We start from the raw sequence: 13,094 nt of genomic DNA on the forward strand, positions 1-13,094 counted from the left end.
AATTGGATATCGGTTGAATTGGCGCCCCACGATTTTTCGCGGGCACAAATTGTGTTCCGTGCGAAGCAGCCGGGACGGATGGAAAAGTTTTAGGAGAATGCAATGAGAGTTTCGGCTTCGGTCAAAAAAATCTGCCGCAACTGCAAGATCATCCGCCGCAAGGGTGTGGTGCGTGTGATCTGCACGGATCTGCGTCACAAGCAGCGCCAAGGTTGATTGGAAAGTATTAGAGGACGCATATGGCACGTATCGCTGGCATTAACATTCCGCCGCACAAGCACGCGGAAATCGGTTTGACCGCCATTTTTGGCATTGGTCGCACCCGCGCTCGCAAGATCTGCGAAGCAACTGGTATCGCTTACTCCAAGAAGATCAAAGATCTGACGGACGGCGATCTGGAAAAAATTCGCGAGCAAATCGAGCAGTTCACCATTGAAGGTGACCTGCGCCGCGAAACCACGATGAACATCAAGCGTTTGATGGACATCGGCTGCTATCGTGGCTTCCGCCATCGCCGCGGTCTGCCAATGCGTGGTCAGCGCACTCGTACCAATGCACGCACTCGCAAGGGTCCGCGCAAGGGTGCTGCTGCACTGAAGAAATAAAGATTGAAAGATCATCATGGCTAAGTCTCCTGCCAATAACGCAGCTCAGCGCGTCCGCAAGAAGGTCCGGAAGAACGTTTCGGACGGCATTGCCCACGTGCACGCCTCGTTCAACAACACCATCATCACGATCACTGATCGCCAGGGCAACGCTCTGTCGTGGGCTTCCTCCGGTGGCCAAGGTTTCAAGGGCTCGCGCAAGTCCACCCCCTTCGCAGCCCAGGTGGCCTCCGAAGTGGCTGGCCGCGCTGCCATCGATCAAGGTATCAAGAATCTTGACGTGGAAATCAAGGGCCCAGGTCCTGGCCGTGAGTCGTCGGTGCGCGCACTGGGCGCACTGGGCATCCGCATCACGTCGATCTCCGATGTGACCCCGGTGCCTCACAACGGCTGCCGCCCTCAAAAGCGCCGTCGTATCTAATTTCTCTCTAAGCCCACCGCCGCCTGTGAACGCGCAAGCGCCTCAGGCGGCTCCCGCAATGGTTTGCGGCAGATGACACAAAGGAAGCTCAAGTGGCACGTTACCTCGGCCCCAAGGCCAAACTCTCCCGCCGTGAAGGCACCGACCTGTTCTTGAAGAGCGCACGTCGCTCTATCGCGGACAAGTCCAAGTTCGACTCCAAGCCCGGCCAACACGGCCGCACTTCGGGCGCCCGCACCTCTGACTACGGTCTGCAACTGCGTGAAAAGCAGAAGGTCAAGCGCATGTACGGCGTGCTGGAAAAGCAGTTCCGCCGTTACTTCGAAGCTGCCGACGGCAAGAAGGGCAACACCGGCGCCAACCTGCTGTTCCTGCTGGAATCGCGTCTGGACAACGTCGTGTACCGCATGGGTTTCGGCTCCACCCGCGCTGAAGCGCGCCAGCTGGTGTCCCACAAGGCGATCACGGTGAACGGCAAGTCGGTGAACATCGCTTCGTACCTTGTCAAGGTGGGCGACGTGGTGGCTGTCCGCGAAAAGTCCAAGAAGCAAGCCCGCGTGGTCGAGGCTCTGCAACTGGCAGCCCAAGTGGGCATGCCTGCCTGGGTGGAAGTGAACGCCGACAAGGCTGAAGGCGTGTTCAAGAAGGTGCCTGACCGCGACGAGTTCGGCGCCGACATCAACGAATCGCTGATCGTTGAGTTGTACTCGCGTTAATCCGTAGAGTACGGAAGTATTTCAAGCAAACCGTCCCTGAACCGCGAGGCATCGCGGTTTAGGTGCTTCACCAGCCTTACCGGTGTAACGAGCTGGGGGTATTGAGAGGAAGTCTGAATGCAAACCAATTTGCTGAAACCCAAGGCGATCAATGTCGAGCAGCTTGGCCACAACCGTGCCAAGGTCGCACTGGAGCCGTTCGAGCGTGGGTACGGCCACACGCTGGGCAATGCCATCCGGCGCGTCCTGCTCTCGTCCATGGTGGGTTACGCAGCGACGGAAGTCACGATTGCAGGTGTTCTGCACGAGTATTCGTCCATCGACGGCGTTCAAGAGGACGTGGTCAACATCCTGTTGAACCTCAAGGGCGTGGTGTTCAAGCTCCACAACCGTGACGAAGTGACACTGAGCTTGCGCAAAGATGGCGAAGGTGTGGTCACTGCCCGTGATATCCAGACCCCTCACGACGTGGAAATCGTCAACCCTGATCACGTGATCGCCAACCTGTCTGCCGGCGGGAAGCTGGACATGCAGATCAAGGTAGAGAAGGGTCGCGGCTACGTGCCCGGTAACCTGCGCCGCTATGCCGACGAATCGACCAAGTCGATTGGCCGCATTGTGCTGGACGCTTCGTTCTCCCCTGTGAAGCGCGTGAGCTACACCGTGGAAAGCGCCCGTGTGGAGCAGCGTACCGACCTGGACAAGCTGGTGGTCGAGATCGAAACCAACGGTGCGATCACTGCCGAAGACGCTGTGCGCGCATCGGCCAAAATCCTGGTGGAACAGCTGGCGGTATTTGCGCAGCTCGAAGGCGGCGAACTCGCTGCGTTCGATGCACCCGCAGGCCCACGTGGCAATGCGACGTTTGATCCGATCCTGCTGCGTCCCGTGGACGAGCTGGAACTGACCGTGCGTTCTGCCAACTGCCTGAAGGCGGAGAACATTTACTACATCGGTGACCTGATCCAGCGCACCGAGAACGAGCTGCTCAAGACGCCTAACCTGGGCCGCAAGTCGCTCAACGAAATCAAGGAAGTGCTGGCATCGCGTGGCCTCACCTTGGGCATGAAGCTTGAGAACTGGCCTCCAGCAGGTCTGGACAAGCGTTAAGCCAAAGCTATAATCGAAGGCTGCCCAAAGTTTGGGCGCCCGGTTTGATGTCCCCCGCAAAGGGGACTTTTCGTTCCCCACGGGGAACAGTGCCTCGGACAGTACCTGATCCGGCTGCCCGATTTAATTACATAGACAGTAGAAAGAAAGCACCATGCGCCACGGACACGGCCTTCGCAAACTCAACCGCACCAGCTCGCACCGCCTCGCGATGCTGCAGAACATGATGAACTCGCTCATCGAGCACGAAGTCATCAAGACCACCGTTCCCAAGGCCAAGGAACTGCGCCGCGTGATCGAGCCCATGATCACTCTGGCCAAGGAAGACTCCGTGGCCAACCGCCGCCTGGCTTTCAACCGTCTGCGCGACCGCGACAGCGTGACCAAGCTGTTCAACGACCTCGGCCCCCGTTTCAAGGTGCGTCCTGGTGGCTACACTCGCATCCTGAAGATGGGCTTCCGCGTGGGCGACAATGCGCCTATGGCCCTGGTCGAACTGGTCGACCGTGCTGCAGAAACCGAAAATAATTCGGCAGCAGCTGAATAATAGGGTATAATTTATTTCTTACCGCGCGATGGAGCAGTCTGGTAGCTCGTTGGGCTCATAACCCAAAGGTCGGAGGTTCAAATCCTTCTCGCGCAACCAAAATAGAGCAATCCTTGCTAAAGCAAAACGCCCACTACCCAGTGGGCGTTTTTGTTTGTGCGCCCGATGGTTGACGCGCTAGGCGCTGCCAAGGGTGGATTGCCTTCGCGGTCTCCTGTTCAGACTGCCGTGGAGGTGCCCGACTACCGCGACGTTTCCGACGGGCTCAATGGGCAAAAAGATCCGCCTTCGCGGCTTTGGTGATGGCCACCACACAAGGGTGGGTGATGCGCCTTTCGACGGAGATGGCAAAGAACTCCTCCACCAGTTCGGAGGAGCGCCCGATGACTTCCACGCCAAACTGGGCCGTGGTCTCCTCGTCCAGTACGGAGGGGGAGGTGAAGATGCCCCGGCCCTCACGTCCAAATGCATTCATTAACGCACTGTCGTCGAACTCACCGACCAGGCGGGGCTGCAGTTGGTGCTTGTTCAGCCAATGGTCGAGCTGCTGGCGCACGGACGACATGGGGCCCTGAATGAGCATGGGCGCGCCGTGCAGGCACTGTGGGAAGGGCCCCTCCAGCTGCGCCCGCAAGGTGGGGGCGCACAGAAAACTCATGCCGCTGGTGCCCAGTGGGTGGTTGAAGGCCTTGACGCCAATCTTGTTGGACACCGGCTCGTCGGCCAGCACCAGGTCCAGCCGGTGCAGGCTCAACTGCGCAATCAGTTCGGGAAACTTGCCTTCGTGGCAGGTCATGTGCACACGCTGCGGCATGCCCAGCGCAGGCTCCAGCAGGTGATAGGCCACTGATTTGGCAATTGAGTCGGCCACGCCCACCCGGAACTCCAGCGGCTTCTCCTGCCCGCGCGCCAGCCGGATGGATTTTTCCAGCTCGTCCCCCAGCGCAAAGATCTGCTCGGCATAGCCCAGCGCAACGCGGCCCTCGCTGGTCAGCTCCAGGCCGCGCCCCCGCTTGCGGAAAAGGTCGTGGCCCAGCCATTCTTCCAGCTGCTTGATCTGGCCGGACAGTGTTTGCGGCGTGGTGTTCAGCTGCTCACCCGCCCGCATCACCCCGCCTGCCTTGGCCACCGTCCAGAAGTAACGCAAGTGCTTGAAATTCATGGTGGTCTCAAAACTTCGAAAAAACCGAATAGAAAAACACGATAAAACGAATATACGCGAAGTATGAAACTCTCTACATTGACGTTTGGCAGCTTCCGTGGCGATCTGCGCTGCGGCCTGGAGCTGCCTGTGTTCACAAGGAGTAGCAACGATGCGTATCACGACCCGAGGACAGCTGGCGGTATCCGCCATGACCGACCTGGCCCTGCGCCAGAAGCTGCGGCCCGTGCCCTTGTCCACCATCAGCGCGCGGCAGGGCATTTCCCTTTCGTACCTGGAGCAGCTGTTCAGCGCGCTGCGCCGTGCCGGTCTCGTGGACAGCACCCGCGGCCCGGGCGGCGGTTACACGCTGGCGCGGCAGGCCGAACAGGTATCGGTGGCCGAAATCATCCTGGCCGTAGAAAACCTCAAGAACGACGAGCTGCAGAACCTGGGCGCCGGCCAGGCTGCGCAGGTCAAATCCATGACGGGCGAGCTGTGGACCAGCTTCAACTCCCGCGTGATGGAATACCTGCAGTCGGTGACGCTGCAGGACCTGGTGGACCAGGCCCTGAAGCAGGGCACGGTGGTGGAGGAAAAGGCCCCCGCTGCCCGGACCAAGCTGCCCCTGGCGCCCAAGCCCCGTCCGCTGATGGCGCGGGTCAATGTGCCCAACTCGGTGTTTGCCTTGGGGAGCATGCCGATCCTGCAGCGCCGCTGAGGCGGAGGAGCCACGCGGTGGTGCGAGGCGTCGCAGGCGCGGCGCCAAGCCCACCGGGGTCGGAGCACGGCCAGGATGTCCGACTGCCGACTGCCGACTGCCGACGGCTACGCTACAACTGGTGCGCCAGCTGCTTGATCCCTCGGATCAGCATCTCTACCGAGATCGCGACCAGGATCAGGCCCATCAGGCGTTCAAACGCCATCACCACGCGTTCGCCCACCAGGCGCTGGATGCGTTCGGCCAGCAAGAGCACCACGGCACACACGGCCATGGTGACGCACAGCGCGCCCACCCATTCCCAGCGGCGTTCCGGCGCCTGGGCCACCAGCAGCATGACGGTGGCCAGTGCCGAAGGGCCTGCCAGCGCAGGGATGGCGAGCGGCACGATCAGCGGCTCGCCCGGCAGCTCCGTCTGCGGACCATCTGCCGACGGAAAGATCATGCGCAGTGCGATCAGAAACAACACCACGGCACCGGCAATCTGCAACGACAGGTCGCTCAAATTCATGACCCGCAGGAACTCCGCCCCGAAGAACAGGAACACCAGCAGCAGTGCAAACGCAATCAGCACCTCCCGCAGGATCACCCGCGCCCGGCGCTCGGGCGCCACGCCCCGCAGGGCGTTGGCAAAGATGGGGATGTTGCCCAGCGGATCGGTGATCAGCAGGAGCAGGATGGTGGCTGAGGCGAAGGTGTAGCTCATGTGGCGTACACCGCGTCCAGCGAGCGAAAGCCCTTGATCTCGATCGGATTGCCGCTGGGGTCGTGGAAGAACATCGTCCACTGCTCGCCGGGCTGGCCTTCAAAGCGCACTTGCGGCTCCAGCACGAAGGCGGTGCCGGCGGCCTTCAACCGCGCGGCCAGTGCATGCCAGTCGGGCAGTTCCAAAATGGCGCCGAAGTGCGGCATGGGGACCAGGTGGTCCCCCACATGCCCGGTGCGGGCGCTGGCAAACGGTGTGCCCAGGTGCAACGAGATCTGGTGGCCAAAAAAATCGAAGTCCACCCAGGTGTCGGTGCTTCGGCCTTCCTGGCAGCCCAGCACGCCGCCGTAAAAGCGGCGGGCCGCGTCCAGGTCGGTGACGTGAAAGGCGAGGTGAAAGAGGCTGCGCATCCCGCAGAGGATAGCAGCCAGGGGCCACGCCGTGGGGGGCCGATCCGTCGGTCAGGCGACCGACGGATCGGCGGCCATGTTGTCAAACTTCTTGAAGTACTGGCGCGCCATGGCCACCAGTTGGGCGTCTGTCGGATGGTCGGCGGCCACCGAGTCCACCACCACACCGGCCACGGCCGCATGGTGTTTGGCGGCCCAGTCGCGGAACTGGTTGCGCACCAGGCCCGGGCCGGCCAGCAGCACCTCGCGGGTGTGGGTCAGGGCCTGGGCCACTTCGGCAAAAAACGGTGCGAGGTCCTCGGCCTTGCCCTGGTGCTTGTGGTGGCTGCGGGACTTGATGCGCTGGGCTTCGGCGTGTTCGCGGTCGAACATCACCACATGGGCTTCGGATTGGTCCATCCAGACAACGGCGTGAAAAGTGCTCATGAATCGGCTTTCTTGAAGTGATGACAAAACGGGAAGGAAGAGGGGCGGAGCGGGCGAACCTGCTCACGCAGCACGCGGGTGTTGCTCCGCCTTTTCTTGGCAATGCACGCAGCGCGCTGCCTCGGGTTGGGCATGCAGGCGGGCGGCGGTGATGTGGGCGCCGCAGTCTGTGCACTCGCCATAGGTGCCCGCTTCGACGCGGGCGAGGGCGGCTTCGACAGCCGCCAGGTGCGCAGTTTCGCGTTCGCCCAGGGCAAATTCCAGTTCGCGCTCGGTGGCCACCTGGGCGCGTGGGTCTTCCGGTTGCCCAAAGTGTTCAGCGGCCACTTCGGCGCGCCCGATGACGCCGCCGCGCTGTGCGGCCAGCTGGGCCAGCAACTCGGACTGCTGGGTCAGCAACTGCTGGCGAAATGGGGCGGCTTGGGTCTTGTCCATGCGGGGTCTCCTCGGGGTGATCGGATACCTGCATGGTGCGCCTGTGTGCGGCGCGGTGGGTTGACCAAGGTCAAGGGATGGCGCGCGGTGTCACTGCCCGGGTGACACCGCTGCGGGGCGGGCTCAGCGCTTGGGCGGGCGCGCCAGCATTTCGGCGGTGTTGGTCTTGCGGTCCGCGTTCACGCGCTGCACATGGGGGCGCTCGGCCATGCGGGCCAGGTAGTCGCGCACGGGAAGATCGGCCAGGTAGTCCTTGCCGTAGATGATCTTGGTGGCGGAGCTGACCAGCGGCAAGTGCACGATGGCCGCGCAGTCGGCCATGGTGAAGGTGTCGCCGCCCACGTAGGGGCTGAACTTGGCCAGCTGGCCGAAGGCGGCAATGTTCTTCTGCAGCTGTGTGCCCACCTTTTCCTTGGCGGTGTCGCTCACAGTGCCGCCAAAGAACGCCTGCGGATACAGGTTGCGTGCGACCAGCTCCAGGTGCAGTTCCAGAAAGGTGATCAGCTCGCGCACCTTGGCGGCCTGGTAGGGGTCGGCCGGGATCAGCGGGTGCTCGGGGTGGGCGGCTTCGATGTAGTCGGCCATCACGGCGGACTCACACAGCGGTCCCTGCGGCGTGCGCAGGTAGGGCACCTTGCCCAGCGGGCTGGCGCTGCGGTCGGTCTCGCCCACCCAGGCCAGTTCTTCGGTGAACGGCAGGCCCTTTTCGAGCAGGGCCAGCTTGACCTTGTTGTAGTAGTTGCTGGCCGAAAAGCCGCAGAGTGTGAGCATGGGGTGTCTCCTTGTTCGTGGTGTGGGCAGGTGCACATCCTAGGTCGGTGGGTGGCGCCAAGCGGTCACGCAGATGACCCGCGCGCCGGTCGGCGTGAGCTGCGCACCTACAATGGCGCCTCCATGTCCTTGCCGTCCCTGCAAACCCTTCGCAGCCTTCGCTGGCTCGCCCGCCTGGTGCTGGCGTGGTTTGTGTTGTCGATCGGCGTGGCGGTGGCGTCGCCGCTGGTGCATCCGCAGGCCATGGAGCTGATTTGCTCGGGCTCGGGCGCCATCAAGGTGCTGGTCAAGACCGACGACGGCGCCAAGGAACTGTCCAGCCACACGCTGGACTGCCCGTTGTGTGCGCATGTGGGCGCTCCCCCTCCCGCATCCCAGGCTCCGCTGCCTGTGGTTCACCCCCTGGCGCATGCCCTGCGCCCCATCCCTGCCGCGCACATTGCAGCGCGCACCGCCGCGCCGCTGCCGCCGCGCGGGCCCCCATTGCTCTCCTGAAATCGCTATTAATTTGATAGCTGCTTGCGCATGATTCACCTGCGCTTTCGGCCTATTTGGCTTGATTTTCAGGAGTTTCCATGCGCAAAAGCCGCATGGCGCTGGCCGTGGCCAGTGCCTTTCCCATCGTCCTGGGCATCACGTATGCCAGGGCTTCCTCCGCATTCGCCCAGACCGCTGACAGCAATGGCACCAGCACTACCAGCCATGCCCCGGTCAAGGAGCTGGGCGTGGTCACCATCAGCGGTGGCCAGCCCACCTCGCTGCCCACGCAGATCCCCACCACCATCGAGGGCGTGACGCGCGAGCAGATTGAGCATTCGATCAACGCCACCGACAGCGAAGACGCCCTCAAGTACCTGCCCAGCCTGCTGGTGCGCAAGCGCTACATCGGCGACTACAACCACGCCGTGCTGTCCACCCGCGCATCGGGCACGGGCAACCCGGCGCGGTCCATGGTGTTTGCCGATGGCATCTTGCTGAGCAACTACCTGGGCAACGGCCCCACCAACGCGCCGCGCTGGATGCTGGTCACGCCCGAAGAAGTCGAGCGCGTGGACGTGCTCTACGGTCCATTCTCCGCAGCGTACGCGGGCAACTCGGTGGGCGCGGTGGTGGACTACGTCACGCGCATGCCGACGAAGTTTGAGGCGCACGGGCAGGTCAGCACCCAGCACCAGCCGTTTGACCTGTACAACACCAGCGGCACCTACGGGGGCAAGCTGGTCAGCGCCTCGGTGGGCAACAAAAACGGCGACTGGTCCTGGTTCCTGAACTTCAACAAGACCGACAGCGAAGGCCAGCCGCTCACCTTCCCCACGCGTCTCGTGTCCGCCGGCACCGTGGGCAGTGCGGGCACACCCGTGACGGGCGCCGTACTGGACAACAACCGCAGCAACCAGCCCTGGTATCTGCTGGGCACCGCCACGCAGTACCACACGCAGCAAGACCACATCAAGGCCAAGATCGCTTACGACTTCTCGCCCACGGTGCGGGCCGCCTACACCTTGGGCTGGTGGCACAACGAGTCCGAAGGTCGGCCCACCAGCTACCTGCGCGACGCCAATGGCAATGCGGTGTACAGCGGCACGGTCAACATCAACGGCCGCTCGTTCGCGCTCACGCTCACCGACTTCAACGTCTCCAACGAAGACCTCACGCATTTCATGCACGGCCTGTCGGTCAAGAGCCGCACGCAAGGCGTGTTTGACTGGGAGGTAGCCGCCAGCCTGTACGACTACCAGACCGACACCCTGCGCGCCGCCACCGTGGCACTGCCCGCGGCGCTGAACGGCGGGGCAGGGCGCATTGTCAACAGCAAGGGCACGGGCTGGAACACCCTGGCCGCCAAGGGCACCTGGCGGCCTGATGGGGTGTTGGGCGCACACATCGTGGACTTTGGCCTGCAGCGCGACAGCTACCAGCTGCGCACCGTGGAGAACACCACGACCAACTGGATCAACGGTGCCGCAGGTGCCCGCAACCAGGCCTTCAATGGCGACACGCAACTGCTGGGCCTGTGGGCGCAAGATACCTGGAAGATCGCGCCAAAGTGGAAGGCCGTGCTGGGTGCCCGCGCCGAGCGCTGGAGTGCCAGCAACGGCCAGACGGGTAACGCCACCACCACGGTGAGCCACCCCGAGCGCAACGAGACCTACGTCTCGCCCAAGGCGGCCGTGGCCTACCAGGCCAGCGACCTCTGGGTGCTCAAGGCATCGACAGGCCGCGCCGTACGCATGCCCACGGTGTCTGAGCTGTACCAGGGCGGCATCAGCGGCAGCGGCACGCTCATCAACAACGACCCCAACCTGCGCCCCGAAAAGAGCTGGACCACCGAGCTGACGGCCGAGCGGGACCTGGGTAACGGTTTGCTGCGCCTCACGGCGTTTTTTGAGCGCACCAAGGACGCGCTGTACTCGCAGACCAATGTGCTCGTCACGCCCAACGTGACCAATGTGCAGAACGTGGACGCCATCCATACCAAGGGCATCGAGCTGTCGTACCAGGCCGCCAACGTCTTCGTGCGCGGGCTGGAGCTGGGCAGCAGCTTGACCTGGACGGATTCCAAGATCACGCGCAACGACAAGTTCCCGGCCAGCGTCGGTAAATGGCAGCCACGCATCCCCGAGTGGCGTGCCACCGCCGTGGCCACCTACCGGCCCGACGACAAATGGTCGTACACCCTGGGCGCGCGCTACAGCGGCAAGCAATACAGCACGCTCGACAACAGCGACCCCAACGGTTTTGCCTACCAGGGCGCGAGCCGCTACTTCACCACCGATGTGCGCGTGCGCTACCAGATCACCAAAGCGGTCAGCGCCGCCGTGGGCATCGACAACCTGAACAACTACCAGTTCTGGAACTTCCACCCCTACCCACAGCGCAGCTACATGGCTGAGTTGAAGGTCTCCCTCTGAAAGGAATACGCCCCATGTCGTTAAATACTATGAAAAAGATAGCTGCTGCCGCATGTTTGACTGGCGCTGCCGCCCTGTTTGGCACTGCATCGGCCCATGTGGTGCTCGAATACCAGGTAGCCCCTGCCGGCGCCAGCTACAAGGCCGCGTTCAAGGTGGGCCACGGCTGCGGCGCGTCGCCCACGCGGCAGGTGGTGGTGGACATCCCCGCAGGCATGCGCGGCGCGCGCCCCATGCCCAAGCCGGGCTGGACGCTCGACGTGCAGCGCGACAAGCTGGCCCAGCCGTATACCAGCCATGGCCGCAGCATCACCGAAGACGTGGTGCGCGTGACCTGGACAGCCAAGACCGCAGACGACATGCTGCAGAGCGCCCACTACGACGAGTTCGTGCTGGTCGCCACTGCCCCCGAGCAAGCAGGTACCCTGTACTGGCCCGTGCGCCAGGTCTGCGCCGAAGGCCGTAACGACTGGGTGGATGTGCCCCAGGCGGGCCAGAAGCTGTCAGACCTGAAGTCCCCTGCGGCAGCGCTGGAGATTCTGCCCAGCGGTGGCGCGGCTGCCCACAATCATTGACAGTCGGGCCCAGCCCCTCATCCCCCTCTATCCCTCTTTTCTTTGAGCCAACCGAAAGACATTCACCATGAAAACACTGCTTCACACCGCCGCCATCGTTGCTGCACTGCTCAGCGCCCCTGCATGGGCACAGACCGCAGCCGTCAAGGTCGAAGGCGCCTGGGCGCGTGCCAGCGTGCAGGGCCAGAAGGCCACGGGCGCGTTCATGCGCCTCACGGCCAAGGACGGGGCGCGCCTGGTGCGCGCCGAATCGCCCGCGGCCGGCCTGGCCGAAGTGCACGAGATGAAGATGGAAGGCGACATCATGAAGATGCGCGCCGTGCCCGCGCTGGACCTGCCGGCAGGCAAGACGGTGGAGCTCAAGCCCGGCGGCTACCACGTCATGCTGCTGGACCTGAAGGCGCCGCTGGCCAAGGACAGCACGGTGCCGCTCACCCTGGTGTTCCAGGACGCCAAGGGCGTGGAAAGCAAGCTGAACCTGACGGTGCCCGTGGGCACCTCCGCGCCCGGCGGCGCCACGGCGGGCAGCATGATGGATGGGCACAAACACTGAGATCCTCGCGGCCGCAGCGCCTTCGCGGGCGCAACGCATTGGAGTAAGCTGTGCCTCCTCAAGAACCTGGAGCAGGTTCCAACGACCCACCTCTCGCGGAGCGGCCATGAGCGACACATCCAACAACTTCGGTTTCGGCAAATTCGTCCCCGGTTTTGACTTTCTGCAAAGCCTGGCCAAGGGGGCGTCCAGCAGCATTCCGCAGTTGCCCAACCTGTCCAACTGGGTGGCCCCCACCATCAGCGTGGAAGAGCTGGAAAAGCGCATCGAAGAGCTGAAGGCCGTGCAGTTCTGGCTGGAGCAGAACTCGCGCGCGCTGGCCGCCACCATCCAGGCGCTGGAGGTGCAGAAGATGACCCTGGCCACGCTCAAGGGCATGAACTTCAGCATGGGCGATGTGGCCAACGCCTTCAAGCTCAAGACCGCCGACACAGTGATGAGTGGCGTGCAGAAAGCCGCCGACACCGTGAGCGGCGCCGCCGAGGCCGTGGCTGGCGCGGCGGCCCGCGTCACAGGCCGCGCCGCCGCTGAAGAGGAAACCCCGGACGAGACCGAGGCCGAGCCCGCACCCGCTGCACAAGCCAAGCCCAAAGCCAAGGGCAAGACTGCGGCTGCGGCCGAGCCCGCCGTGGTGGACCCGATGCAGTGGTGGGGTGCGCTCACGAGCCAGTTCCAGCAGATCGCGGCCAACGCCATGAAGGACGCGGCTAAGCAGACCGCCATCGACACCACCAAGAACATGGCCACCGGCCTTGCCAAGGAAGCCCTCAAGACGGCCACCGGCATGGCCAGCCAGTTTGCCGCCAAGGGCATGCAGACCATGCAGGGCGGCGCCAAGCGCGCGGCGGCATCATCCGCAGGCGCCGCAAAGAAAACTGCTGCGGCCAAGAACCCCGCAGCCCGCAAAACCACCACGAAGCCCGCCGCCAAGAAGGCCAGCAGCACCCGCAGCCCGGCTGCCCGCAAGCGAGCGGGCTGACGCCAACGCGGGCGGGTGCGGCAGCACGCAGGCGGCCCCACGTTGGCCTACCTCCCGCCCTGGCAC

At 63.5% G+C, this 13,094-nt stretch carries 18 protein-coding genes and 1 tRNA gene; 13 read left to right on the top strand and 6 right to left on the bottom strand.

The genetic code is table 11. The annotated features are described in order from the left end of the window. Window positions 1-102: 102 nt before the first annotated feature. The 7 genes from rpmJ (at window position 103) to ACODSM_RS06380 (ending at window position 3,498) form a co-directional block, all read left to right on the top strand. Complete coding sequence (gene rpmJ / locus ACODSM_RS06350) at window positions 103-216, top strand: 50S ribosomal protein L36 (RefSeq protein WP_005793651.1); 114 nt, start codon at window positions 103-105, stop codon at window positions 214-216. Window positions 217-239: 23 nt separating this feature from the next. Then, the gene (rpsM, locus tag ACODSM_RS06355) at window positions 240-605 is read left to right on the top strand and encodes a 30S ribosomal protein S13 (RefSeq protein WP_008906516.1); all 366 of its coding nucleotides are present in this window, start codon (window positions 240-242) and stop codon (window positions 603-605) included. 16 nt (window positions 606-621) lie between these two features. Further along, the gene (gene rpsK / locus ACODSM_RS06360; protein WP_005793662.1) at window positions 622-1,026 is read left to right on the top strand and encodes a 30S ribosomal protein S11; all 405 of its coding nucleotides are present in this window, start codon (window positions 622-624) and stop codon (window positions 1,024-1,026) included. Window positions 1,027-1,118: 92 nt separating this feature from the next. Further along, window positions 1,119-1,742 carry a 30S ribosomal protein S4 gene (rpsD, locus tag ACODSM_RS06365; RefSeq protein WP_015016011.1) on the top strand — a complete coding sequence of 208 codons (624 nt, stop codon included), beginning with the start codon at window positions 1,119-1,121 and terminating at the stop codon, window positions 1,740-1,742. Window positions 1,743-1,859: 117 nt separating this feature from the next. Beyond that, a complete protein-coding gene (locus ACODSM_RS06370) occupies window positions 1,860-2,852 on the top strand; it encodes a DNA-directed RNA polymerase subunit alpha (protein ID WP_005793666.1) in 993 nt (330 codons plus the stop codon). 154 nt (window positions 2,853-3,006) lie between these two features. Beyond that, window positions 3,007-3,399 carry a 50S ribosomal protein L17 gene (gene rplQ / locus ACODSM_RS06375; protein ID WP_008906513.1) on the top strand — a complete coding sequence of 131 codons (393 nt, stop codon included), beginning with the start codon at window positions 3,007-3,009 and terminating at the stop codon, window positions 3,397-3,399. Window positions 3,400-3,421: 22 nt separating this feature from the next. Then, window positions 3,422-3,498, top strand: a tRNA-Met gene (locus tag ACODSM_RS06380). 166 nt (window positions 3,499-3,664) lie between these two features. Here the strand turns inward: ACODSM_RS06380 and nhaR are convergent. Continuing rightward, window positions 3,665-4,561, bottom strand: a complete 897-nt coding sequence (nhaR, locus tag ACODSM_RS06385; protein WP_488804699.1) for a transcriptional activator NhaR — start codon at window positions 4,559-4,561, stop codon at window positions 3,665-3,667. A 151-nt stretch (window positions 4,562-4,712) separates the two neighbouring features. Between nhaR and ACODSM_RS06390 the strand changes: the two genes are divergently transcribed. Then, window positions 4,713-5,261 carry an Rrf2 family transcriptional regulator gene (locus tag ACODSM_RS06390; protein ID WP_295944058.1) on the top strand — a complete coding sequence of 183 codons (549 nt, stop codon included), beginning with the start codon at window positions 4,713-4,715 and terminating at the stop codon, window positions 5,259-5,261. Window positions 5,262-5,373: 112 nt separating this feature from the next. Here the strand turns inward: ACODSM_RS06390 and ACODSM_RS06395 are convergent, their stop codons facing one another. The 5 genes from ACODSM_RS06395 to ACODSM_RS06415 form a co-directional block, all read right to left on the bottom strand. Further along, window positions 5,374-5,967 (bottom strand): MarC family protein, encoded by a 594-nt coding sequence (locus ACODSM_RS06395; RefSeq protein ID WP_488804700.1) that lies wholly within the window; start codon window positions 5,965-5,967, stop codon window positions 5,374-5,376. Beyond that, window positions 5,964-6,377: a VOC family protein gene (locus ACODSM_RS06400; RefSeq protein WP_110961797.1), complete on the bottom strand. Its 414-nt coding sequence runs from the start codon at window positions 6,375-6,377 to the stop codon at window positions 5,964-5,966. Before ACODSM_RS06400 ends, ACODSM_RS06395 begins: the two co-directional genes overlap by 4 nt. 51 nt (window positions 6,378-6,428) lie before the next feature. Continuing rightward, window positions 6,429-6,803, bottom strand: a complete 375-nt coding sequence (locus tag ACODSM_RS06405) for a hypothetical protein (protein ID WP_488804701.1) — start codon at window positions 6,801-6,803, stop codon at window positions 6,429-6,431. A 63-nt stretch (window positions 6,804-6,866) separates the two neighbouring features. Next, window positions 6,867-7,238, bottom strand: a complete 372-nt coding sequence (locus ACODSM_RS06410) for a TraR/DksA family transcriptional regulator (protein WP_291444269.1) — start codon at window positions 7,236-7,238, stop codon at window positions 6,867-6,869. Window positions 7,239-7,361: 123 nt separating this feature from the next. Further along, a complete protein-coding gene (locus tag ACODSM_RS06415) occupies window positions 7,362-8,009 on the bottom strand; it encodes a glutathione S-transferase (RefSeq protein ID WP_488804702.1) in 648 nt (215 codons plus the stop codon). Window positions 8,010-8,132: 123 nt separating this feature from the next. Here ACODSM_RS06415 and ACODSM_RS06420 point away from each other — a divergent pair, with 123 nt between their 5' ends. The 5 genes from ACODSM_RS06420 to ACODSM_RS06440 all read left to right on the top strand — a co-directional run bounded on the left by ACODSM_RS06420 (window position 8,133) and on the right by ACODSM_RS06440 (window position 13,028). Further along, window positions 8,133-8,504, top strand: coding sequence for a DUF2946 family protein (locus ACODSM_RS06420; RefSeq protein ID WP_488804703.1), 372 nt, complete (start codon window positions 8,133-8,135; stop codon window positions 8,502-8,504). Window positions 8,505-8,584: 80 nt separating this feature from the next. Next, window positions 8,585-10,921, top strand: coding sequence for a TonB-dependent receptor (locus ACODSM_RS06425; RefSeq protein ID WP_488804704.1), 2,337 nt, complete (start codon window positions 8,585-8,587; stop codon window positions 10,919-10,921). Window positions 10,922-10,935: 14 nt separating this feature from the next. Beyond that, window positions 10,936-11,496 carry a YcnI family copper-binding membrane protein gene (locus ACODSM_RS06430; RefSeq protein WP_488804705.1) on the top strand — a complete coding sequence of 187 codons (561 nt, stop codon included), beginning with the start codon at window positions 10,936-10,938 and terminating at the stop codon, window positions 11,494-11,496. 67 nt (window positions 11,497-11,563) lie between these two features. Continuing rightward, window positions 11,564-12,049: a copper chaperone PCu(A)C gene (locus tag ACODSM_RS06435; protein ID WP_110961802.1), complete on the top strand. Its 486-nt coding sequence runs from the start codon at window positions 11,564-11,566 to the stop codon at window positions 12,047-12,049. Window positions 12,050-12,155: 106 nt separating this feature from the next. Then, window positions 12,156-13,028 (top strand): PhaM family polyhydroxyalkanoate granule multifunctional regulatory protein, encoded by an 873-nt coding sequence (locus ACODSM_RS06440; protein WP_488804706.1) that lies wholly within the window; start codon window positions 12,156-12,158, stop codon window positions 13,026-13,028. The last annotated feature ends 66 nt before the right edge of the window (window positions 13,029-13,094 follow it).

The sequence above is a fragment of the Acidovorax sp. FG42 genome, assembly GCF_057809195.1.

Bases quoted from the DNA above. Each gene is read 5' to 3' on its own strand.
- rpmJ (WP_005793651.1), top strand. From the start codon at position 103: ATGAGAGTTTCGGCTTCGGTCAAAAAAATCTGCCGCAACTGCAAGATC.
- rpsM (WP_008906516.1), top strand. From the start codon at position 240: ATGGCACGTATCGCTGGCATTAACATTCCGCCGCACAAGCACGCGGAA.
- rpsK (WP_005793662.1), top strand. From the start codon at position 622: ATGGCTAAGTCTCCTGCCAATAACGCAGCTCAGCGCGTCCGCAAGAAG.
- ACODSM_RS06370 (WP_005793666.1), top strand. From the start codon at position 1,860: ATGCAAACCAATTTGCTGAAACCCAAGGCGATCAATGTCGAGCAGCTT.
- rplQ (WP_008906513.1), top strand. From the start codon at position 3,007: ATGCGCCACGGACACGGCCTTCGCAAACTCAACCGCACCAGCTCGCAC.
- nhaR (WP_488804699.1), bottom strand. From the start codon at position 4,561: ATGAATTTCAAGCACTTGCGTTACTTCTGGACGGTGGCCAAGGCAGGC.
- ACODSM_RS06390 (WP_295944058.1), top strand. From the start codon at position 4,713: ATGCGTATCACGACCCGAGGACAGCTGGCGGTATCCGCCATGACCGAC.
- ACODSM_RS06395 (WP_488804700.1), bottom strand. From the start codon at position 5,967: ATGAGCTACACCTTCGCCTCAGCCACCATCCTGCTCCTGCTGATCACC.
- ACODSM_RS06400 (WP_110961797.1), bottom strand. From the start codon at position 6,377: ATGCGCAGCCTCTTTCACCTCGCCTTTCACGTCACCGACCTGGACGCG.
- ACODSM_RS06405 (WP_488804701.1), bottom strand. From the start codon at position 6,803: ATGAGCACTTTTCACGCCGTTGTCTGGATGGACCAATCCGAAGCCCAT.
- ACODSM_RS06410 (WP_291444269.1), bottom strand. From the start codon at position 7,238: ATGGACAAGACCCAAGCCGCCCCATTTCGCCAGCAGTTGCTGACCCAG.
- ACODSM_RS06415 (WP_488804702.1), bottom strand. From the start codon at position 8,009: ATGCTCACACTCTGCGGCTTTTCGGCCAGCAACTACTACAACAAGGTC.
- ACODSM_RS06420 (WP_488804703.1), top strand. From the start codon at position 8,133: ATGTCCTTGCCGTCCCTGCAAACCCTTCGCAGCCTTCGCTGGCTCGCC.
- ACODSM_RS06425 (WP_488804704.1), top strand. From the start codon at position 8,585: ATGCGCAAAAGCCGCATGGCGCTGGCCGTGGCCAGTGCCTTTCCCATC.
- ACODSM_RS06430 (WP_488804705.1), top strand. From the start codon at position 10,936: ATGTCGTTAAATACTATGAAAAAGATAGCTGCTGCCGCATGTTTGACT.
- ACODSM_RS06435 (WP_110961802.1), top strand. From the start codon at position 11,564: ATGAAAACACTGCTTCACACCGCCGCCATCGTTGCTGCACTGCTCAGC.
- ACODSM_RS06440 (WP_488804706.1), top strand. From the start codon at position 12,156: ATGAGCGACACATCCAACAACTTCGGTTTCGGCAAATTCGTCCCCGGT.